Here is a 21065-nt window from a genome sequence, read left to right on the forward strand (position 1 = left end):
GCTCACGTGCGCGGCTGAGGGACGAATCCGGGGCTAGGGAATGTCGTGATGAGCATCAATGACCGACCCACTGATGATCGTACGAACCCAGCAGCTTTGGGTATTGCGGGACGTCCTGCAGGGCGACATTGAGATCAGTCGAGCCCGCGCGGATACTCCCGATGCGGAAGGGTGTCCGTAGTGTGACCCCATTTCCGAGGCCTCTGACGCGTGAGGACCGGTGCTCGGGATGTCTTCAAATGCCTGTCCTGGGCGAAGACGCTCCGGCACACGCCTCTTCATTCCCCACTTGGGAGCAATTGTTCGAGATGGCATTGACAGCCTACCTTCAGGCTCATTTCCTGCCAAAGGATGTGTTCGCCGCATTCTGCAATGTGTCAGAAGAATGGCTAAGTCGCCTGATTGCAGTGCGCGCGGTGCCGGAGCCCACCTGCACCTGCGAGGAAGGCACCATCTATGCGCGTGCGTCGATGCCGTTCTCGCCGACCGAGTATGACCGTAGCAGTAGAAAGCGGTTGGTCGACGATCCTCGCCGGGAGCTGGGCGAAAAGTCCTGAAAGGCGTGCAGACCTGCATGGCTCGTTCACAGACTGGGACGCTGGAACACGGCAGCGGCCGAATTCCGGGGGGGCTAAGGGGCGAAGCTCTCAAATTTCCTTCAGGGAGGAAAGACAGATGTTTGAAAAGGGACTGTTCCTGCTGTTCGCACTGGCCGATGTGCCAGCTCCTGCAGCTGAAGCGCCGCCACCCGCAGCCATTACCGAAGCCGATCTGGGCCCGGACTATGTCGGCTACCTGCTGTTCGATCCGGGGTTGGTCGAGTTCAATCGGCTGCAGTCGGTTCGCGATTACGGCAATTACCTGACCTACCGCGCGGCACGTGACGCGTTGGAGAGCTACGAGGCATGTCTGCAGGTGGGGGCCGACAACCACGCACAGATCGAGGCGGCCTACCAGCAGTTGGTGAACAGCCAGCAGCGGTACGTCAGCGCGGCGCAATGGCGCGACCTGCGGCAGGCCCTGCGTGCGAGGCGCGAGCCGGTGCCCGAGCGCGCGTCGTGGCAATGCGCCGCATTCGTGGACAACGCGCCCTATTTCGATGCGGCGTTGGACGATGCACTGCTGGGCGCCACCGAATTGGCGCGCGAGCAGGCCGGGGAAGGGGATTCGCGTAGCGACGCGCTGCGCCCGGTCCTCGGCGTTCAGATGGGGGGCGCGACCGTGATCGAATCCGAGCCTGACGAGGGTCCGGCCCATCGCGCCGGCCTGCGCAAGGGGGATGAGGTGCTGGCCGTGGCGGGTACCCGAGTGAAGACCGTCTTCGGTGTCGGCCAAGCGTTGAAAGCCTACGCGCCGGGCGATCGCGTGGACGTGCGCGTCCGCCGCATTGAATGGGACGGTTCGCAACCGCAGGTGCGGGAATTGATCGTAGGTGTGGTGCTGGAGTCGCGGGCGGTGGTGATGGCGAGGGCGAAGGGCCGCTAGAGCCACGCCACGCGTGGATGAACCGGCCGCCGCGATCGGCACGGCAGGAAGGGCGTGCGTACGCTAGAATACGCGCTGGCGGAGCCGGCCAGACAGTCGCGTCATCCCTTCGGGGGTGCCGAGGAAAGTCCGGGCTCCATAGGGCAAGGTGCCAGGTAACGCCTGGGCGGCGCAAGCCGACGGAAAGTGCAACAGAAAGATACCGCCTACGTCTTCTTCGGAAGGCCGGTAAGGGTGAAATGGTGCGGTAAGAGCGCACCGCGAGTCTGGCAACAGACCGGCACGGCAAACCCCACCTGGAGCAAGACCAAATAGGGATCCTTTGGCGCGGCCCGCGTTGGATCCGGGTAGGTTGCTTGAGCGTTGCGGTGACGTAACGCCTAGAGGAATGACTGTCCACGACAGAACCCGGCTTATCGGCCGGCTCCGCCTCTTTTTCCGGTAAGCCGAGCACGGCTCGGCTCTACAGTACAGCCGAGCCATGCTCGGCTGCTTTCCGTCCAGACGCTCGGGATGTTGTTCAGCCCGGCGTGCGGTACTGCCCGGCGGAAATGAACTGCGAGAAGCGCTCGCACCACACCACCACCGTGGTGTAGTCGTCCACGTCCACGTTCGCGGGCACCTCGACCAGGAAGCGGTTGAAGGTCTTTACCTCGCCGATGCGCTGGGCCTGCGCCTTGATCTTCAGGAAGTCGGCCTTGTTGTCGACGAAATCGCGAACCAGATAGACCTTGTAATCCGGGCCCGGTCCCATCTTCCCGTCGAAGGCGACCTGGTGGCGCTGACGCTGACCTTGCCTTCGGCCCAGTGCACCGCATCGCTGCCTTTGAGGTCGCGGCGGAAGGTGGTGCGGTAGGTGGCGTCTTTCATTGCGGCCTGTACCTGGGCGACCGGCGGGTCATCGGGGGCGATCAGGATCGGCAGCAGATAGACGCCCAGGCCGAAGCCCAGGCCGAGGGTGAGCAGATGGGTGGCGAGCAGGATGAGGATGCGGCGCATGGGGCCTCCTTGTGGTTGCGGTCGATCGCGCGGCGTGCTGCCGGGCGCGACCACCCTGGGAGGTCAGGGCCGACATTTATAGACACAGTGCCGATTGCGAAAAGGGCACAGTCGGGTGGCGGCGATGCTGAAACCCCTGGGGTGCGGACGGATCGTGGTCGCGGCTGGAAGCTGAATGACGTTTCAGGCCCGCTGCGATGGCGACGGCCGTCACGTGGATCGCGACAGCAAGCTGCGGGTAGTGCCGGCCGCTGGCCGGCAGCTTCATGGCGAATCCGAGCATCCAAAGGCTGCCGGCCAGCGGCCGGCACTACCCTCGCCAAGAGCATCCGGCCAGGGGCCGTCATGACCGGGTCAGAAAATGACGTGGCTTTGTCCGCTCGGTGCACCCTGCGGGCCGAAACGGCGTTCGTGGATCTCGCCGTGGCCGTCGGCGTCGATCAGCAGTACGGTGCTGGCGCGGGTGCCGTAGTCGTCGCCGCGGATGAAGGCCGGGCTCAACCAGCGCTCGCGTTCCAGGCCAATGCCGGTGTCGGGCAGGTCGCTGTCGGCGGGGCGGTGTTCATCGGCCAAGGCATTCCAGAGCGGGGTCAGGTCCGGGGTCAGATCCCTTTCGCGCTGCGAAAGGGATCTGACCCCGTCTGCTTCCAGCCATGCCGACAGCGCGGCCATCAGCCGTCGGGTCTTCGGCCAGGGCGCGTCCAGCGCGCCGTTGGACATGCCGTGGACGCCCGGGCCAAGCGTCTGCCGTTCGGCGGGATGGTTGCCCAGGTACTCCAGGCTGTCGCCATCGGCCAGCAACAGATTGAATGGGGCGTAGGCACCCGCCACGGTTGCCAGCCGCTCGATATGCACGGCGGCCGGGTCGCGGCCGCGCAGGAAGTCGGCCACCAGCGCGCCCCGCGACGGTCCGGTCTGGGCCGCCAGCGGGTCGCGGACGTTGGTGACCACCGCCATCCGGCCCGAGGCGCCGACCCCGGCCCAGCCACCGCCGGAGCGCAGGTCGCGTCCCCCGATGACGGAGGTCTCATCCTGCCAGGGGGCCAGCGCCGCGGTGGGGCGGGCGTGGAACTCATCACGGTTGCCGGTCATTACCAGCCGCCAGCGCGGGTGGTGCATCCAGCCAAGAGCGAGCAGGCACATGGCCTCATTGTGCACCGTTTGCGCATTACGGCGCCGTTTCCGGCCAGGCCGGGATGAATGCGCGGTCGATGTTTCACGCCCCGTCCACGCCCCTGAACTTCCGTTCAATCTCAAAAATTGAGACGGATCAGCAACTTGTGGATAAGCCTTGAACAATTCTCTAAAGGTTGTTGCAAGCCATTGATGCGGCTGGCGATTTCCCTGCTGAAAAGTTGTTGACAACCCTCGGCCCGCTGCTAAGGTGGGCATCAGAGGGAAATCCGGGTGTTTTGTGGGTTTTCGTGGTTCAATGTTTCACCGGGCGAAGGACAAGGTGCAGGCGTCGTGTTCCAGGGCGAGACGGCCATCACAGTTGACGACAAGGGGCGCATGGCGGTTCCCACCGCTTACCGCGACCTCGTCGCGCGCGCCAGTAACAACCGTCTCGTGCTGACCTACAACCCGTTCGAAGCCGGCTGCCTGTGGCTGTACGCAGAGTCGGAATGGGAACGGGTCCGCGACGATGTGATGTCCAAGCCCAACACCCAGCGCGTCGTGCGCCTGTTGCAGCAGAAGCTGGTCGGCTCGGCCGCCCATCTGGAACTGGACGGCAACGGTCGCATCAGCATCCCCGCCAGCCACCGCGGTGCGGTGGGCATTGAGAAGAAGGCGGTATTGCTCGGCATGGGCGACAAGTTCGAATTGTGGAGCGAGCAGGCACATCGGGCCCTGATCCAGCAGACGTTGTCTGACGAGGATCTGGGTGATGGGTTGCTCGACCTGAAGTTGTGAGCCGGGGTGCCCGGATGCGCCCAGAAGCGCAGACCGGTCACCTTCCGGTGTCGCAGTCGCCGGCGGTGCACCTGCCGGTCCTGTACACCCAGGTCCTTGAAGGCCTGAGGGTGATCGAAAACGGACGTTATCTGGATGGCACGTTCGGTCGTGGCGGTCATGCACGTGGCGTGCTTACCCAGCTCGGTCCCGAGGGGCGCCTGCTGGTCATGGACAAGGATCCGGAAGCCATCGCCGTTGCCGAGCGCGATTTCGCGCCGGATCCGCGCGTGTCCATCTTCCGTGGCAGCTTCGCCCAGCTGCTGCAGTGGGATGCCACGGCCGAAGGCCTGGACGGCGTGCTGTTCGACCTGGGCGTGTCGTCGCCGCAGCTGGATGTGGCCGAACGTGGCTTCAGCTTCGGCAAGGACGGCCCGCTGGACATGCGCATGGACCCGGACAGCGGTGAAAGCGCCGCGCAGTGGATCAACCGCGTGGAAGAGCGCGAGATCGCCGATGTGCTGTGGACCTACGGCGAAGAGCGGCAGAGCCGGCGCATCGCCCGCGCCATCGTGGCCCGCCGCGAGAAGCAGCCGTTCTCCCGCACCGCCGAACTGGCCGAGCTTATCGCCTCGGTGATGCCGCGTGGCAAGGACAAGATCCACCCGGCCACGCGCAGCTTCCAGGCCATCCGCATCCACATCAACCGCGAGCTGGCAGACCTGGAAGCGGGGCTCGATGCGGCGGTGGAAAGGCTCAAGCCCGGTGGCCGTCTGGCGGTGATCAGCTTCCATTCGCTGGAAGACCGCATCGTCAAGCAGTACATGAACCGCCTGGCCAAGGCGCCACCGGCCAACCGCCGCCTGCCCGAGGCCGTTGCGTTCGTGCCGACGCTGGACCTGATCGGTGGGGCCATCAAGGCCACCGACGAAGAGCTGGCCGCCAACCCGCGCGCCCGCAGCGCGGTGCTGCGCGTGGCCCAGAAGCGGGAGGCCGACGCATGAGCCGGTTGCTGCTGATCATCCTGTTGGCCTGCACCGTGGCCTCGGCGATCGGCGTCGTGTTCGTGCGTCACCGTCATCGGCAGACGTTCATCGAGCTGTCGCGCGCCGAGCGCAAGCGCGATGACATCAACCTGGAATTCGGCCGCCTGCAGCTGGAGCAGGCCACGTTGGCCGAAGCCAACCGTGTCGATCGCATCGCCCGCGAAAAGCTCGGCATGAAGTTCCCCGAGGCCGCCGACATCGTGGTGGTGCGCCCATGAGCAAGGCCGGTCGCAATCGTCCACGCAATGCCTTCAACCTGCGCCAGCGCCTGCGCTGGGTCGCGCTGGCGCTCGGCCTGTGCTCGGTGTCGCTGGTCGGCCGCGCGGCCTACGTGCAGATCATCAACAGCGACTTCTACCAGCGCCAGGGCGAGGCCCGCTATCTGCGCGAGCTGCCGATCAAGACTTCGCGCGGCATGATCACCGACCGCAACGGCGAGCCGCTGGCGGTGTCCACGCCGGTTGCCTCGATCTGGGTCAACCCGCAGGACCTGCTGCGTTCGCCCGAACGCATCCCCGAGCTGGCCCAGGCGGTCGGCATGTCGGTGGATGAGCTGAGCAGCCGCCTGTCGCAGAAGTCGGACAAGGAATTCATGTACCTGCGTCGCCGGATCAATCCGGACGAGGCAGAGAAGGTGGTCGCGCTGAAGATTCCGGGCGTGGCCGCGCAGCGCGAGTTCCGCCGCTTCTACCCGCAGGGTGAGGCGATGGCGCACGTGCTGGGCTTCACCAACATCGATGATCGCGGCCAGGAAGGCCTGGAACTGGCCTTCGACGAATGGCTGCGCGGCAAGCCCGGTGCGAAGCGGGTGATCCGCAACCGCAAGGGGGAAACCGTCGAAAGCGATCTGCTGCGTGCCGCTGAGCCGGGCAAGGACCTGACCCTCAGCATCGACCGCCGCATCCAGTACCTGGCTTTCAAGGAGCTGCGCAACGCGCTGGTGGCCAACAAGGCGGCCGGCGGTTCAATGGTGATCATGGACGTGACCACCGGCGAGATCCTGGCCATGGTCAACCTGCCGACCTACAACCCGAATTCGTTGACCGGCGCGATCCCTGATACGCGCCGCAACCGTGCGGTGACCGACCTGGTCGAGCCGGGTTCGACGATGAAGCCGCTGACCATCGCCACCGCGCTGCAGGCCGGTGCGGTGACCAAGGACACCATCATCGACACCAACCCGGGCTACATGACGCTGGGTCGCTTCACCATCCGCGACGTGCCACGCAACAACGGCGTGCTGAACGTGACCGGCGTGATCACCCGCAGTTCGAACGTGGGTGCAGCCAAGGTTGCGGCGAAGATGCCGGACCAGACCTTCTATGACGGCGTGCGCCGCTTCGGCTATGGCTCGGCGCCGCACAGCGGCTTCCCGGGTGAATCGGCTGGTGTGGTGATGCGTCCGGCGCGCTGGTCGGGGACCACCAAGACCACCATGTCCTACGGCTACGGCCTGTCGGTCACGCCACTGCAGATTGCCACCGCCTACTCGGCGCTGGCCAACGGCGGGCGCCTGATCGCGCCGACCTTCGTCAAGGGCCAGCGCAACGAAGGCCAGCAGATCATCGACGAGAACGTCGCCAGGCAGGTGGTGGCGATGATGGAAACGGTGGTCACCCAGGGCGGCGCCAAGCAGGCGGCGGTGCTGGGCTACCGCGTGGCCGGCAAGACCGGCACTGCACGCAAGGCTGGCCCGGGCGGTTACGAGCGCGGGCATTACAACGCGCTGTTCGCCGGCGTGGTGCCGGCCACCAACCCGCGCTTCGCCACCGTCATCGTCATCAACGATCCGCAGGCCGGCAAGTTCTACGGCGGCCTGGTGTCGGCGCCGGTCTATCACAACGTGATGGAAGGCACCCTGCGCCTGATGGACGTGCCGCTGGATGACCTGCAGTCGTGGCTGGCCGCACAGCAGTCGGGCAAGGTCGGCCATTCGGCCTCGATCCTGCCCGCACCGCCGGCCGAGACCGCGCTGCCGGTCGATGCCGCCGCTGAATTCGATGCTGCGCTGCCGAGCGCGCAAGCCCAGACGCCGCCCGTTACGGGAGGCACGCAATGAGTCCTTCGATGTTGCTTTCGCAGTTGCTTCCGGACGTGGCCCTGGCGGGCCATGATCCCGTTCTGACCGGCCTGGTACTGGACAGCCGCGCCGTGCGCCCCGGCAATGCCTTCGTCGCGATCGCCGGCTTCGGCGCGCATGGGCTGGGCTTTGTCGAGCAGGCCCGTGCGGCCGGTGCCAGCGTCATCCTGTTCGAGCCACCGGCACCGGCCGAGCTGCCGGCGCCGGCCGATGCGATCGCCGTGCCGGGCCTGCGGGCGCGCATGGGGGCGATGGCCGACCAGTTCCATGGCGCGCCGTCGCGGGCGATGGCGATGGTCGGCGTGACCGGTACCAACGGCAAAACCTCCACCGTGCAGCTGCTGGCCCAGGCCTGGCACCTGCTCGGAACGCCCAGTGGCAGTATCGGCACGTTGGGCGCCGGACTTTATGGTGCGGTCGAGCCGACTGGTTTCACCACGCCGCTGGTGCTGCAGATGCATGCGCTGCTGGCACAGCTGCGCGACGCCGGTGCGCGCGCGGTGGCGATGGAAGTCAGCTCGCACGCGCTGGACCAGGGCCGCGTGGATGCCGTGCACTACGACGTGGCGGTGTTCACCAACCTCACCCGCGATCATCTGGACTACCACGGTGACATGGCCAGCTACGGCGCGGCCAAGGCGCGGCTGTTCCATCGCCCGGGCCTGAAGGCGGCGGTGGTCAACCTGGACGACGCCTTCGGTCGCCAGCTGTTCGCTGGCCTGCCTGCTGGCGTGCAACCGATCGGCCTGAGCTCGCGCGCTGCCGCTGACGCCAGCGTGCGCGCCGAGGCGCTGCAACTGGATGGACGCGGCATTGCCTTCGAGCTGGTCATCGACGGCCAGCGTGCTGCGGTGCAGTCGCCGCTGCTGGGCCGCTTCAACGTGGACAACCTGCTGGCCGTGGCCGGTACTCTGCATGCGCAGGGCCAGCCGCTGCCGCGCATCGCCGAAGTGCTGTCGGCGCTGCAGCCGATCCGTGGCCGCATGAACCGCCTGGGTGGTGAAGACGGTCTGCCGACCGTGGTGGTCGATTACGCCCATACCCCGGACGCGCTGGAGCAGGCGCTGGACAGCCTGCACGGCCATCTGCAGGGCACGCTGTTCTGCGTGTTCGGCTGCGGTGGCGAGCGCGATACCGGCAAGCGTCCGCAGATGGCGGCGATTGCCGAGCGCCTGGCCAACCAGGTCATCGTCACCGACGACAACCCGCGCGGCGAGGATGGCGACGTGATCGTGGCCGACATCCTGGCCGGCTTCCAGCACGCCGATGCCGTGACCGTGCAGCGCAACCGCGCGCGTGCGATCGGCCTGGCGGTGAAGCGTGCCGGTGCCGGCGACATCATCCTGATTGCCGGCAAGGGCCATGAGCCGTACCAGGAAGTGAATGGCGTGCGCCATGACTTCGACGACACCGAAGTGGCTGCGGCTGCACTGGCGGCCAAGGCCGGTGTTCTGCAGGCAAAGGCCGGGGAGGGCGCCGCATGAAGCGCACCCTGCTTTCGCTGATCGCACACTGGGCCGGCGGCGAGATCCATGGCGACGACGTGGCCATCGATGCAGTCAGCAATGACACCCGTAGCCTGGGCCCGGGCAGCCTGTATGTGGCGCTGCGCGGCGAGCGTTTCGACGGCCATGACTTCGCTGCCGACGCGCAGGCGCGCGGTGCCAGTGCGCTGCTGGTCGAGCGGCTGCTGCCGATCGAGCTGCCGCAGGTACTGGTGGCCGACAGCGAGCTGGCACTGGCGAAGATCGCCACCGGCATGCAGCGTGACCGTGGCACCGAGGTGTTCGCGATCACCGGCAGCAATGGCAAGACCAGCGTGAAGAGCCTGCTGCTGTCGATCCTGCAGCAGGTGGCCCAGCACGCACACAAGGTGGTCTACGCCAACCCGGGTAACCGCAACAACGAGATCGGCCTGCCGCTGGCGGTGATCGACGCGCCGGAAGATGCCGACTACGCCGTCTACGAGATGGGCGCTGGCAAGCCTGGCGATATCGCCTACCTGACCGACATCGCCCGCCCGCGCTATGCGCTGGTCAACAACATTGCCCCGGCACACCTGGAACGCATGGGCAGCCTGCTCGGCGTGGCGGTGACCAAGGGCGCGATCTATGCCGCGCTGCCGGCCGATGGCGTGGCGGTGATCAACGCCGACGATGCCTACGGCCGCTGGTTCGAGCAGCACTTTGTCGGTCGCCCGCAGCGTTGCCGCGTGCTGCGCTATGGGCTGGAACACTCGGCGGACGTGACCGCGCGCGACATCCGCGCCGGTGCACAGGGCAGCCAGTTCACCCTGGTCGCCCCGACCGGCGAAGCCCGCGTGGTGCTGGGCCTGCCGGGTCGCCACAACGTCAGCAATGCGCTGGCCGCCGCCAGCCTGGCGCTGGCGGCCGGTGTCGATCTGGCGCTGATTGCGGCCGGTCTGGCCGAGGCGCAGCCGGTACCGGGACGCCAGATTGCCCATCAGCTGCGCAACGGCGCGGTGCTGGTGGACGACAGCTACAACGCCAATCCCGGCTCGCTGGCTGCGGCCATCGATGCCCTGGCCGCTGCCCCGGAAGAGGGCTGGCTGGTGCTGGGTGACATGCGCGAGCTGGGCCCGGACGCCGAGGCGCTGCATGCGCAGGCCGGCATCCGCGCACGCGCCGCCGGCCTGAAGCGCCTGTACGCGCTGGGCCCGCTCAGTGCCGCCGCCGCCACCGCCTTCGGCGACGGCGGCCGTCATTTCGCCACCCACGACGCGCTGTCGCAGGCGCTGAAGGACGAGCTGCACGCCGGCGTGCGCTGCCTGGTCAAGGGTTCCCGTGGCAGCGCCATGGACACGATTGTCAAAGCGCTGCTGGCGCAAGGAGAGGAATCCCCGCATGTTGTATGAACTGGCTCGATGGTTGCAGCAGTTGGAGAGCCTGTTCGGGCTGTTCAACTACCAGACGTTCCGCGCCATCCTTGCCGCGCTGACGGCCCTGTTCCTGTCGCTGTGGCTTGGCCCGGCGATGATCCGCAAGCTCGCCCAGTTCAAGGGCGGCCAGCCGATCCGCCAGGACGGCCCGCAGACCCATTTCTCCAAGGCCGGCACGCCGACCATGGGCGGTTCGCTGATCCTGCTCACCATCACCCTGTCGGTGCTGATGTGGGCCGACCTGCGCAACCGCTACGTGTGGCTGGTGCTGGCGGTGATGCTGTGCTTCGGCGCCATCGGCTGGTATGACGATTGGATCAAGATCGTCCGCCGTGACCCGAACGGCCTGAAGTCGCGCTGGAAGTACCTGCTGCAGTCGATCTTCGGCCTGGCCGCGGGCCTGTTCCTGTTCTACACGGCCGACGTGCCGGCAGCGCTGACCTTCTACATCCCGATGTTCAAGTCGGTCGCGCTGCCGCTGGCCGGCATCGGCTTCGTGGCCATCGCCTACTTCTGGATCGTCGGCTTCTCCAACGCGGTGAACCTGACCGACGGCCTGGACGGCCTGGCAATCATGCCGACCGTGCTGGTGGCCTGCGCGCTGGGCGTGTTCGCCTATGCCTCGGGCAACGTGGTGTTCGCCAACTACCTGCAGATCCCGCAGATCCCGGGCGCCGGCGAGCTGGTCATCATCTGCGCGGCCATCGCCGGAGCCGGCCTGGGCTTCCTGTGGTTCAACACCTATCCGGCCATGGTCTTCATGGGCGACATCGGCGCGCTGGCGCTGGGTGCGGTGCTGGGCACCATCGCGGTGATCACCCGCCAGGAACTGGTGCTGGTGATCATGGGCGGCGTGTTCGTCATCGAAACCCTGTCGGTGATGATCCAGGTCGCCTCGTTCAAGCTGACCGGCAAGCGCGTGTTCCGCATGGCGCCGATCCACCACCATTTCGAACTGAAGGGCTGGCCGGAGCCGCGCGTGATCGTGCGCTTCTGGATCATCTCCGTCGTGCTCGTGCTGATCGGCCTGGCCACGTTGAAGGTGCGCTGAGATGAACGACCTGTCCCGCCAGGCAACACGCCTTGAAGCCATCGAAGGCAGCTACGACAAGTGGCTGCTGGGCGCGATCATCGCGCTCACCGGCGTGGGCGTGGTGATGGTGGCGTCCAGCTCGATCGCCTTGATGAGCAGCCCGTTCTACTACCTCAACCGCCACCTGATCTTCCTGGCGGTGGGTATCGTGCTGGCGGTCATCGCCGCCCGCACCGAGCTGAAGTCCATCGAGCAGTACAACCAGATGCTGCTGCTGGGCTGCTTCGTGCTGCTGCTGGCGGTGTTCGCGCCGGGCCTGGGCAGCACGGTCAACGGCGCACGCCGCTGGATCAACCTGGGCATCTCCAAGTTCCAGACGGTCGAGGCGGTGAAGGTGCTGTACATCGTCTGGCTGTCCAGCTACCTGGTGCGCTTCCGCGACGAGGTCAATGCGACCTGGCCGGCGATGCTCAAGCCGCTGGGCGTGGCCGGTGCGCTGGTGGTGCTGCTGCTGCTGCAGCCGGACTTTGGTTCTTCGACCCTGCTGCTGGCGATCACCGCCGGCATGCTGGTGCTGGGCGGGGTGAACATGCCGCGCATGTCGATGCCGGTGGTCATCGGCCTGGTCGGCATGAGCGCGCTGGCGATCATCGAGCCGTACCGCATGCGCCGCATCACCTCGTTCCTGGACCCGTGGGCCGACCAGCAGGGCGACGGCTACCAGCTGTCCAACGCGCTGATGGCGGTGGGCCGTGGCGAGTGGACCGGCGTCGGCCTGGGCAATTCGGTGCAGAAGCTCTACTACCTGCCGGAAGCGCATACCGACTTCATCTTCTCGGTCACCGCTGAGGAATTCGGTTTCCTGGGTACCTGCGTGATCGTGGCGCTGTACGCGCTGCTGGTCGGCCGTACCTTCTGGCTGGGCATGCGCTGCGTGGAAATGAAGCGCCACTTCTCCGGCTACATCGCCTTCGGCATCGGCCTGTGGATCAGCATGCAGACCTTCGTTTCGATCGGCGTGAACCTGGGTATCCTGCCGACCAAGGGCCTGACTCTGCCGCTGATCTCCTCCGGCGGCTCGTCGGTGCTGATGACCTGCGTGGCGATGGGCCTGCTGCTGCGCGTGTCCTATGAGCTCAAGCGCGCCGAGCGTCGCCAGGCCGTGCGCATCGGTGGCGCCGAAGAAACGGCTGCCGAGCCGATGGACGCCGCCGCCACGCCGGTGGCCGCCAGCGTGCCGGCGAGCGCCGAGCCGACGGCTGCCGCTGCGGCGAACGCAGCGCGCGGCACCAGCCGCCTGCAGTCGCGCATCGAACCGACCTTCGGGAGGCTGTCATGAGTGCAGCCAACGAGAAGGTGCGCCCGGTGATGATCCTGGCCGGTGGTACCGGCGGTCACATCTTCCCCGGCCTGGCCGTGGCCCGCGTGCTGCGCGAGCGTGGCGTGCCGGTCACCTGGATGGGCGCCGAAGGCGCGATGGAAACCCGCCTGGTGCCGCAGCACGACATCGCCATCGACACGCTGGCGATCACCGGCCTGCGCGGCAAGGGCAAGCTGGCGCTGCTGGCGGCGCCATGGCGGCTGATGCGCGCGCTGCGCGCGGCCGGCATGATCATCCGCAAGCGCCAGCCGCGTGCGGTGGTGGCCTTCGGTGGCTTCGCCTCCGGCCCGGGTGGCATGGCTACGCGCCTGCACCGGATGCCGCTGATCGTGCATGAGCAGAACCGTGCACCGGGCCTGACCAACCGCATCCTGTCGCGCTATGCGCGCCGGCTGCTGACCGGCTTCCCGGGTACCTTCGCCCAGCGCGAGGAGTTCGTCGGCAACCCTGTGCGTGCGGAGATCGCCGCCATTGCGCCGCCGGAACAGCGCTTCGCCGACCGCAACGGCCCGCTGCGCGTGCTGGTGGTGGGCGGCAGCCAGGGTGCGCGCGCACTCAATGCCGGCGTGCCGCAGGCGATTGCCGCGCTGGGTGCCGGCGTGCCGGTCCAGGTGCGCCACCAGAGTGGCGAGAAGATGCATGCCGAGGCGGTCGAGGCGTATGCCAAGGCCGGCGTGCAGGCGGAAATCACCCCGTTCATCGCCGACATGGCCGAGGCCTTCGCCTGGGCCGATCTGGTCGTGTGCCGCTCCGGTGCGTCGACCCTGGCCGAGCTGTGCGCGGCCGGCGTCGGCAGCGTGCTGGTGCCATTCCCCGCTGCCGTCGACGATCACCAGACCCGCAATGCGGAGTACCTGGTCGAGCGCGGCGCGGCGGTGTTGCTGAAGCAGGACGGAACGCTGGCCGACGGCATTGCCGCACTGCTGCGCGATCTGTCCGAAAATCCCGCCCGCCGCATGCAGATGGCGCAAGCCGCGCGTGCCCTGGCCAAGGTCGATGCCGCCGAGCGCATCGCCGATATCATTCTCGAGGAAGCTGTATGAAGAAGGCATGCCACCGCGCCTGCCCTGCGCGAGGCCGCGCATGATCCGTCGCCTGCACGACACCAACGACCTGGTGCGCGCGTTCCCGCGCGTGCATTTCGTCGGCATCGGTGGCACCGGCATGAGTGGCATCGCCGAAGTGATGCTGACGCTGGGCTACGAAGTGTCCGGCTCGGACAACGCCGACAACGTGGCAACCCGCCGCCTGGCCAGCCTGGGAGCGCGCATCATGCGCGGCCACTCGGCAGCCAACGTGCTGGGCACCGACTGCGTGGTGGTCTCCAGTGCCATCCGCGAAGACAACCCGGAACTGATGGAAGCGCGAAGCCAGCGCATTCCGATCATGCCGCGCGCGGCGATGCTGGCCGAGCTGATGCGCTTCCGCCGCGGCATCGCCGTGGCCGGTACCCATGGCAAGACCACCACCACCAGCCTGACCGCAGCGGTGCTGAGCGAAGGTGGCCTGGACCCGACGTTCGTGATCGGTGGCCAGCTGCTGGCTGCCGGTGCCAACGCCAAACTGGGCGGTGGGCAGTGGCTGGTGGCCGAGGCCGACGAAAGCGATGGCAGCTTCCTGCGCCTGAACCCGCTGATGTCGATCATCACGAACATTGACGCCGACCACCTGGAAAACTACGGCAACGACTTTGCCCGCGTGCAGGCGGCGTTCGCCGAATTCCTGCAGCGCCTGCCGTTCTACGGCCTGGCGGTGCTGTGCATCGACGATCCGGAAGTGGCCGCGCTGGCCGCCAGGACCCCGCGCCACGTGATGAGCTACGGCATGAGCCCGCAGGCCGACGTGCGCGCCGAGAACGTGGTGCAGGAAGGATCGCGCATGCGCTTCACCCTGCGCCTGCCGCAGGGCACCAGCCAGGAAGTGGTGCTGGCGCTGCCGGGCAGGCACAACGTACTCAACGCGCTGGCCGCCGCCGCGGTGGGCTGGCAGCTGGGCGTGGCACCGGACGCCATCGCGCGCGCGCTGGAAGGCTTCGCCGGTGTCGGCCGCCGCTTCAATGACCTGGGCGAAGTGACCACCGCCAGCGGTGCCAAGGTGCGCATCATCGACGACTACGGCCATCACCCGAGCGAGCTGGAGGCGGTGTTCGCCGCCGCCCGCGGCGGCTGGGCTGACAAGCGACTGGTGGTGGCCTTCCAGCCGCACCGCTACAGCCGCACCCGTGACCAGTTCGACAAGTTTGCCGCGGTGCTGTCCAGCGTCGACGCGCTGGTGCTGAGCGAGGTCTATCCGGCCGGTGAGGAACCCATTGCCGGTGCCGACTCGCATGCGCTGGCCCGCGCCATCCGCGCGCGTGGCCGCAGCGAGCCGGTGGTGGTGGGCAAGGCCGCCGAGCTGGCCAGCGTGCTGCCGGACGTGCTGCAGGACGGTGACCTGCTGCTGATGATGGGGGCCGGCGATATCGGTGCCGTGGCCGCCCATATCGCGGTGGAAGGCTTCCAGGGGGAGGGCCAGGCGTGAGCGCGCTGACTTTCCCGCCGCTGCGCGTGACCGACCCGGCCGTGTTCGGCCGCGTCGCCGTGCTGCTCGGCGGCAGTTCCAGCGAACGCGAGGTGTCGCTGGATTCGGGCCGCAACGTGCTCGAAGCCCTGCAGTCGCGCGGCGTCGATGCGTTCGCCGTCGATGGCATTCCGGCGCTGGCCAGCGCGCTCGCCGCCGGTGGCATCGACCGCGTGTTCAACATCCTGCATGGCCACAACGGTGGCGGTGAGGACGGCATCGTGCAGGGCCTGATGGACGCCTTCGGCGTGCCGTACACCGGCTCGGACGTGCTGGGTTCGGCGCTGAGCATGGACAAGATCCGCACCAAGCAGGTGTGGCTGTCGCTGGGCCTGCCAACGCCGCAGTACCGGAAGGTCGACGCGTCCACGGTGCATGCACTGGCGGCAGAGCTGGGCCTGCCGGTGGTGGTGAAGCCGGCCAACGAAGGCTCCAGCGTGGGCATCAGCCGGGTCACCGACGAGGCTGGCCTGGACGAGGCCGTGGCCCTGGCCGCGCGCTACGACGGCCAGTTGCTGATGGAACAGATGGTGGTGGGCGATGAGCTGACCGTGGCCATCCTTGGCGACGTTGCCCTGCCGTCGATCCGCATCGTGCCCAAGGGCCAGTGGTACGACTACAACGCCAAGTACATCGCCGAGGACACCCAGTACCTGTGCCCGGGCCTGGACGGTAGCGACGAAGACGAGATCCGCCGCATCGCGCTGGCCGCATTCCGCGCCGCCGGCTGCCGTGGCTGGGGCCGCGTGGACGTGATGCGTGACCGCGCCAGCGGCCGTTTCTTCCTGCTGGAAGTGAACACCGCGCCGGGCATGACCAGCCATTCGCTGGTACCCAAGGCGGCCCGCCAGGCCGGCATCGGTTTCGAGGAACTGGTGTGGCGCGTGCTGGAACAGACCCTGGAGGCCACGCACGCATGAACGCGCTGCTGCGCATCTTCGTCTGGCTGTTGGCACTGTCGGTGGTTGCACTGCCGGTGGTGGCCGTGGTCAATGGCTGGGTCGGCGCCGAGCGCTGGCCGCTGGCGAAGCTGCGCGTGCATGGCGAGTTCAAGCGGGTACCGGCCGAGCAGCTGCAGCAGGTGCTGCTGCCGTACGCGCGCGCCGGGTTCTTCGCGGTCAAGCTGCAGGATGCGCAGGACGCGCTGGAAAAGCTGCCGTGGGTGGAAAGCGCGCAGGTACGCAAGCAGTGGCCGGACGTGCTGGAAGTGACCCTGGTCGAGCACAAGCCGTTCGCACGCTGGGGCAACGACCGCCTGGTCTCCGAGCAGGGCAAGCTGTTCCCCACGCCGAAGAAGCTGTCCGACCTGGAACTGCCGGAGCTGGATGGCCCGGACAGCCAGACCCAGGAAGTGATGAAGCTGTACAGCGACTCGCGTGCCTTGTTCGCACCGGCCGGCGTCGACGTGCGCCGGGTGACGATGGATGCACGCGGCAGCTGGTCGCTGGTACTGAGCAACGGCACCGAAGTGGTGGTCGGCCGTGACGACGCGCGCTCGCGCATGCAGCGCTTCGTCAAGGTGCTGCCGCAGCTCAACCGCCAGGACGCGCCGATCGAGCGCGCCGACCTCCGTTACACCAATGGTTTCACGCTGAGCTGGGGTACCCCGGCCACGCCGGCGAAAACGCCGGCGACCCCGGCCAGAAGCACGCAGGAAAGGACATGAATCGCAAGGGTGACAAATCGCTGATCGTTGGCCTGGACATCGGCACCTCCAAGGTGGTGGCGCTGGTGGGCGAGTATTCGCCGGGCAACCCGATCGAAGTGATCGGCATCGGCTCGCACGAATCGCGCGGGCTGAAGCGTGGCGTGGTGGTGGACATCGAATCGACCGTGCAGTCGATCCAGCGTGCGGTGGAAGAAGCCGAGCTGATGGCCGGCTGCGAGATCCGTTCGGTGTACGCCTCGATCTCCGGCAACCACGTGCAGTGCAAGAACTCGCCGGGCATCGTGCCGATCCGCGACGGTGAAGTGACCTGGGGCGACCTGGATCGCGTGCTCGACGCAGCCAAGGCGGTGGCGATCCCGGCCGACCAGAAGATCCTGCACGCGATTCCGCGCGAGTACGTGCTGGACGATTCGCAGGAGGGCATCCGCAACCCGGTCGGCATGACCGGCGTGCGCCTGGAGGTACATGCGCACCTGGTGGTGTGCGCGCAGTCGGCGGCGGCCAACATCAGCAAGTGCGTGCAGCGCTGCGGCCTGCAGGTGGACGACCTGGTGCTGTCCTCGCTGGCCTCCAGCGTGGCGGTGCTGACCGCCGACGAGCGCGAGCTGGGCGTGGTGCTGGTCGACATGGGCGCCGGTACCACCGACATCGCGGTGTTCGTGCAGGGCGCGATCTGCCACACCGCCTCGCTGCCGATCGCCGGCGACCACGTGACCAACGATATCGCGCACATGCTGCGCACGCCGACCCCGGAAGCCGAGCAGATCAAGGTGCGCTATGCCTGCGCTCTGGCCCAGCTGGCCACGGCCGAGGAGAGCATCCAGGTGCCGTCGGTCGGCGACCGCCCGCCGCGCCGCATGCCGCGCCATTCGCTGGCGCAGGCCGTGCAGGGTCGCTACGAGGAGATCTTCGAGATGGTGCAGGCCGAACTGCGCCGCTCCGGCTTCGAGGAACTGGTGCGCGCCGGCATGGTGCTGACCGGGGGCGCATCGAAGATGGAAGGCGTGGTCGAACTGGCCGAGGAAATGCTGCAGATGCCGGTGCGCGTGGGCATCCCGCAGCACGTCACCGGCCTGGGCGAAGTGGTCGGCAACCCGGTGCACGCCACCGGCGTGGGCCTGCTGCTGATGGGCAGCCAGATCGAGCACCCGCGGCGACCGTCGCTGCCGACCGGGCGCGCTGGAAGCATGTTCAAGAAGCTCAAGACCTGGTTCCGCGGCGAGTTCTGACGCGGAACCCGTAACTCCGGGCCCGGCCCGGCGCAACACCCGCAGTACCCGCATCACAACGCAACAACGCACTACACAACCCACACAGCCGCAACGGCAACATGACACGCGAAGGCAGGAGGCCCGACCGTCCATGCCACCGACAAGCGGATACAACGAGGACACGGACATGGCGCATTTTGAACTGATCGAAAAGATGGCACCCAATGCGGTGATCAAGGTGGTTGGCGTGGGCGGCGGCGGCGGCAATGCCGTGGCGCACATGGTCAACTCGGCGGTGGACGGCGTGGAGTTCATCACCGCCAACACCGACTCGCAGGCCATCAAGAATTGTGGTGCCAAGCTGCAGCTGCAGCTGGGTACCAACGTGACCAAGGGCCTGGGCGCAGGCGCGAACCCGGAAGTCGGCCGCCAGGCCGCGCTGGAAGACCGTGAGCGCATCATGGACGCGCTGCAGGGCGCGGACATGGTGTTCATCACCGCCGGCATGGGCGGCGGCACCGGCACCGGCGCTGCGCCGGTGGTGGCGCAGCTGGCCAAGGAAATGGGCATCCTGACCGTGGCCGTGGTCACCAAGCCGTTCCCGTTCGAAGGCCGTCGCCGCATGCAGGTGGCGCTGAAGGGCATCGAGGAACTGAGCCAGCACTGCGACTCGCTGATCACGATCCCGAACGAGAAGCTGATCACCGTGCTGGGTCGCAACGCGACCATGATCCAGGCCTTCCGCGCCGCCAACGACGTGCTGCAGGGCGCCGTGCAGGGCATCGCCGACCTGATCGTGCGTCCGGGCCTGATCAACGTCGACTTCGCCGACGTGCGCACCGTCATGTCCGAAATGGGCCTGGCGATGATGGGTACCGGCACCGCACGGGGCGATGACCGCGCCCAGGCCGCTGCCGAATCGGCGATCCAGAACCCGCTGCTGGACGATGTGAACCTGGCCGGTGCCAACGGCATCCTGGTCAACATCACCGCCGGCGCCGACTTCACCATGGCCGAGTTCGACGAGATCGGCCGCACCATCGACGGTTTCGCTTCGGAAGACGCCACCGTCGTGGTCGGCACCGTGCTGGACCCGGACATGCAGGACGAAGTGCGCGTGACCGTCGTGGCCACTGGCCTGAACCGCGTCTCGGCCAGCAAGACCCAGCGTCCGGGCGAGCGTGCACCGATCAAGCTGGTCCGCAACGCCACCACCGGCCAGCCGGAGTTCGGCGAGTTCGACAACGGCGGCGACGCCGTGTCCAAGGCCGTGGGCGGCATGGGCCTGGGCCTGCGTCGCGCCAGCAGCGATACCGCGGCGGCGTCGGCCCCGTCGGCCCCGGCGGCTTCGGCCCCGGCAGCGGCGGAACTGCCGAACGACTACCTGGACATCCCGGCCTTCCTGCGCCGCCAGGCGGACTAAGCGGGGCGGCCCGGGGTTGTCCTCCCCGGGTTGCGCCACCATGTCCTGAAAATGCGGGCGCCGGGCCAGGATGGGCCCGGCCGCCCTGCTTCACGCGCTTTCCCAGCGGCGTGCCGGTGTGTCCTGCCGGTGGCTGTCACTGGCGTTTCAGCCAGGGTAGGGGAGTGCGCGTGTTAATCTAATGTGTCACTTCCGGTCCATCCCCATGATCCAGCAACGCACCCTCAAGAACACGATCCGCGCCACCGGCGTTGGCCTGCATAGTGGTGACAAGGTCTACATGACCCTGCGCCCGGCACCGGTCAACCATGGCATCGTGTTCCGCCGCGTGGACCTGGACCCGGTGGTGGAAGTGCCGGCCAAGGCCGAACTGGTCACCGAAGTGACCCTGTGCACCGGCCTGACCTGCAACGACGCCAAGATCCAGACCGTCGAACACCTGATGTCGGCGCTGGCCGGCCTGGGTGTGGACAACATCATCGTCGAGCTGTCCTCGGCCGAGCTGCCGATCATGGACGGTTCGGCCGGCCCGTTCGTGTTCCTGCTGCAGTCGGCAGGCATCGTGGAACAGGATGCGCCCAAGCGCTTCATCCGCGTGCTGAAGACTGTGGAAGTGACCGAGGGCGACAAGGTGGCCCGCTTCACTCCGTACGAGGGTTACAAGCTGGGTTTCACCATCCAGTTCAACCACCCGATGATTCCGGCCAAGCAGTCGCGCCAGGAAATCGAGTTCTCGACGCTGGCCTACACCAAGGAAATCTCCCGCGCGCGCACCTTTGGTTTCATGCGCGACCTGGAGTACATGCGCGAGCGCAACCTGGGTCTGGGCGGTTCGATGGACAACGCCATCGTGCTGGACGAGTTCCGCGTGCTCAACGAAGACGGCTTGCGCTACGCCGACGAATTCGTGCGCCACAAGATCCTTGACGCCATCGGCGACCTCTATCTGGCCGGTGGCCAGGTGTTGGGTGCCTACGAAGGCTTCAAGTCCGGCCACGCGCTCAACAACAAGCTGGTGCGGGCCCTGATGGCCGATGCCAGTGCCTGGGAATGGGTCAGCTTCGACTCGCCGGCCACCCCGGATCCGGTGGAATACGCCACTCCGGCGTACGCCTGATTCCATAGGTTGTTGAATTTAAAGATAAGAACGCCGCCTTCCTGGGCGGCGTTCTTGTTTCCTCCGTCGCCGACGCATTCAGCGTGCTTGAAAGACGTCAAGGCTGGTTCAAGGTCACGGTTTTGTGAACCTGTTGGATCAGAAGCCTGAATTTAACGCAGTTTTAACAACAATCTAACGACAGGCCCCCGGATGGCCGCTAGGATGCGACCCGGCCCCCGAAATGTTTCACGCCGTGGTGACACGCGCGACGGGGAGCGGAGCCGGATG

17 protein-coding genes, 1 other RNA gene and 2 pseudogenes are annotated in these 21065 nt (G+C 67.2%); 18 read left to right on the top strand and 2 right to left on the bottom strand.

The features are described from left to right. Window positions 1-239 precede the first annotated feature (239 nt). The 3 genes from PEM_RS20205 (at window position 240) to rnpB (ending at window position 1917) form a co-directional block, all read left to right on the top strand. The gene (locus PEM_RS20205) at window positions 240-557 is read left to right on the top strand and encodes a hypothetical protein (protein WP_070489890.1); all 318 of its coding nucleotides are present in this window, start codon (window positions 240-242) and stop codon (window positions 555-557) included. A 118-nt stretch (window positions 558-675) separates the two neighbouring features. Further along, entirely contained in the window at window positions 676-1485 is an 810-nt protein-coding gene (locus PEM_RS01545; RefSeq protein ID WP_162911570.1) for a PDZ domain-containing protein, read from the top strand. An 80-nt stretch (window positions 1486-1565) separates the two neighbouring features. Next, window positions 1566-1917, top strand: an RNA gene (gene rnpB / locus PEM_RS01550) — RNase P RNA component class A. An 88-nt stretch (window positions 1918-2005) separates the two neighbouring features. Here the strand turns inward: rnpB and PEM_RS01555 are convergent. Next, a pseudogene (locus PEM_RS01555) lies at window positions 2006-2484 on the bottom strand (DM13 domain-containing protein). A 354-nt stretch (window positions 2485-2838) separates the two neighbouring features. Next, window positions 2839-3627, bottom strand: coding sequence for an NRDE family protein (locus tag PEM_RS01565; protein ID WP_069139503.1), 789 nt, complete (start codon window positions 3625-3627; stop codon window positions 2839-2841). 324 nt (window positions 3628-3951) lie between these two features. Between PEM_RS01565 and mraZ the strand changes: the two genes are divergently transcribed. From mraZ to lpxC, 15 genes and pseudogenes are all read left to right on the top strand, one after another. Then, complete coding sequence (mraZ, locus tag PEM_RS01570) at window positions 3952-4398, top strand: division/cell wall cluster transcriptional repressor MraZ (protein ID WP_004143635.1); 447 nt, start codon at window positions 3952-3954, stop codon at window positions 4396-4398. Between the two features lie 14 nt (window positions 4399-4412). Then, the gene (gene rsmH, locus PEM_RS01575; protein ID WP_012479154.1) at window positions 4413-5381 is read left to right on the top strand and encodes a 16S rRNA (cytosine(1402)-N(4))-methyltransferase RsmH; all 969 of its coding nucleotides are present in this window, start codon (window positions 4413-4415) and stop codon (window positions 5379-5381) included. Then, window positions 5378-5641: a cell division protein FtsL gene (ftsL, locus tag PEM_RS01580; RefSeq protein WP_005415286.1), complete on the top strand. Its 264-nt coding sequence runs from the start codon at window positions 5378-5380 to the stop codon at window positions 5639-5641. Before rsmH ends, ftsL begins: the two co-directional genes overlap by 4 nt. Next, complete coding sequence (locus tag PEM_RS01585) at window positions 5638-7482, top strand: penicillin-binding transpeptidase domain-containing protein (RefSeq protein WP_005415287.1); 1845 nt, start codon at window positions 5638-5640, stop codon at window positions 7480-7482. Before ftsL ends, PEM_RS01585 begins: the two co-directional genes overlap by 4 nt. Continuing rightward, complete coding sequence (locus PEM_RS01590; protein ID WP_065178759.1) at window positions 7479-8987, top strand: UDP-N-acetylmuramoyl-L-alanyl-D-glutamate--2,6-diaminopimelate ligase; 1509 nt, start codon at window positions 7479-7481, stop codon at window positions 8985-8987. Before PEM_RS01585 ends, PEM_RS01590 begins: the two co-directional genes overlap by 4 nt. Continuing rightward, window positions 8984-10378, top strand: coding sequence for a UDP-N-acetylmuramoyl-tripeptide--D-alanyl-D-alanine ligase (gene murF, locus PEM_RS01595; RefSeq protein WP_005415290.1), 1395 nt, complete (start codon window positions 8984-8986; stop codon window positions 10376-10378). Before PEM_RS01590 ends, murF begins: the two co-directional genes overlap by 4 nt. Continuing rightward, window positions 10368-11453 carry a phospho-N-acetylmuramoyl-pentapeptide-transferase gene (gene mraY, locus PEM_RS01600; RefSeq protein WP_005415291.1) on the top strand — a complete coding sequence of 362 codons (1086 nt, stop codon included), beginning with the start codon at window positions 10368-10370 and terminating at the stop codon, window positions 11451-11453. Before murF ends, mraY begins: the two co-directional genes overlap by 11 nt. A 1-nt stretch (window position 11454) precedes the next feature. Beyond that, window positions 11455-12774, top strand: coding sequence for a putative lipid II flippase FtsW (gene ftsW / locus PEM_RS01605; protein WP_005415292.1), 1320 nt, complete (start codon window positions 11455-11457; stop codon window positions 12772-12774). Then, window positions 12771-13859 carry an undecaprenyldiphospho-muramoylpentapeptide beta-N-acetylglucosaminyltransferase gene (murG, locus tag PEM_RS01610; RefSeq protein WP_111128375.1) on the top strand — a complete coding sequence of 363 codons (1089 nt, stop codon included), beginning with the start codon at window positions 12771-12773 and terminating at the stop codon, window positions 13857-13859. The genes ftsW and murG overlap by 4 nt, the downstream gene beginning before the upstream one ends. A 40-nt stretch (window positions 13860-13899) precedes the next feature. Continuing rightward, the gene (gene murC, locus PEM_RS01615) at window positions 13900-15336 is read left to right on the top strand and encodes a UDP-N-acetylmuramate--L-alanine ligase (protein ID WP_005415294.1); all 1437 of its coding nucleotides are present in this window, start codon (window positions 13900-13902) and stop codon (window positions 15334-15336) included. Next, window positions 15333-16295, top strand: a complete 963-nt coding sequence (locus PEM_RS01620; protein ID WP_005415295.1) for a D-alanine--D-alanine ligase — start codon at window positions 15333-15335, stop codon at window positions 16293-16295. Before murC ends, PEM_RS01620 begins: the two co-directional genes overlap by 4 nt. Then, window positions 16292-16966, top strand: a pseudogene (locus PEM_RS01625) (cell division protein FtsQ/DivIB); the annotation flags it as partial. The gene PEM_RS01620 and the pseudogene PEM_RS01625, both read left to right, overlap by 4 nt. A gap of 71 nt (window positions 16967-17037) precedes the next feature. Continuing rightward, a complete protein-coding gene (gene ftsA, locus PEM_RS01630) occupies window positions 17038-18273 on the top strand; it encodes a cell division protein FtsA (RefSeq protein WP_005408083.1) in 1236 nt (411 codons plus the stop codon). Between the two features lie 169 nt (window positions 18274-18442). Next, window positions 18443-19678, top strand: a complete 1236-nt coding sequence (gene ftsZ / locus PEM_RS01635) for a cell division protein FtsZ (RefSeq protein ID WP_005415297.1) — start codon at window positions 18443-18445, stop codon at window positions 19676-19678. Between the two features lie 205 nt (window positions 19679-19883). Next, a complete protein-coding gene (lpxC, locus tag PEM_RS01640) occupies window positions 19884-20795 on the top strand; it encodes a UDP-3-O-acyl-N-acetylglucosamine deacetylase (protein WP_005415298.1) in 912 nt (303 codons plus the stop codon). The last annotated feature ends 270 nt before the right edge of the window (window positions 20796-21065 follow it).

Origin of the sequence: Stenotrophomonas sp. Pemsol (assembly GCF_003586545.1) — a bacterium.
Classification (GTDB): domain Bacteria; phylum Pseudomonadota; class Gammaproteobacteria; order Xanthomonadales; family Xanthomonadaceae; genus Stenotrophomonas; species Stenotrophomonas sepilia.

Bases quoted from the DNA above. Each gene is read 5' to 3' on its own strand.
- PEM_RS20205 (WP_070489890.1), top strand. From the start codon at position 240: ATGCCTGTCCTGGGCGAAGACGCTCCGGCACACGCCTCTTCATTCCCC.
- PEM_RS01585 (WP_005415287.1), top strand. From the start codon at position 5,638: ATGAGCAAGGCCGGTCGCAATCGTCCACGCAATGCCTTCAACCTGCGC.
- ftsA (WP_005408083.1), top strand. From the start codon at position 17,038: ATGAATCGCAAGGGTGACAAATCGCTGATCGTTGGCCTGGACATCGGC.
- mraY (WP_005415291.1), top strand. From the start codon at position 10,368: ATGTTGTATGAACTGGCTCGATGGTTGCAGCAGTTGGAGAGCCTGTTC.
- rsmH (WP_012479154.1), top strand. From the start codon at position 4,413: ATGCGCCCAGAAGCGCAGACCGGTCACCTTCCGGTGTCGCAGTCGCCG.
- lpxC (WP_005415298.1), top strand. From the start codon at position 19,884: ATGATCCAGCAACGCACCCTCAAGAACACGATCCGCGCCACCGGCGTT.
- murG (WP_111128375.1), top strand. From the start codon at position 12,771: ATGAGTGCAGCCAACGAGAAGGTGCGCCCGGTGATGATCCTGGCCGGT.
- ftsL (WP_005415286.1), top strand. From the start codon at position 5,378: ATGAGCCGGTTGCTGCTGATCATCCTGTTGGCCTGCACCGTGGCCTCG.
- PEM_RS01545 (WP_162911570.1), top strand. From the start codon at position 676: ATGTTTGAAAAGGGACTGTTCCTGCTGTTCGCACTGGCCGATGTGCCA.
- murF (WP_005415290.1), top strand. From the start codon at position 8,984: ATGAAGCGCACCCTGCTTTCGCTGATCGCACACTGGGCCGGCGGCGAG.
- PEM_RS01565 (WP_069139503.1), bottom strand. From the start codon at position 3,627: ATGTGCCTGCTCGCTCTTGGCTGGATGCACCACCCGCGCTGGCGGCTG.
- ftsZ (WP_005415297.1), top strand. From the start codon at position 18,443: ATGGCGCATTTTGAACTGATCGAAAAGATGGCACCCAATGCGGTGATC.
- PEM_RS01590 (WP_065178759.1), top strand. From the start codon at position 7,479: ATGAGTCCTTCGATGTTGCTTTCGCAGTTGCTTCCGGACGTGGCCCTG.
- murC (WP_005415294.1), top strand. From the start codon at position 13,900: ATGATCCGTCGCCTGCACGACACCAACGACCTGGTGCGCGCGTTCCCG.
- ftsW (WP_005415292.1), top strand. From the start codon at position 11,455: ATGAACGACCTGTCCCGCCAGGCAACACGCCTTGAAGCCATCGAAGGC.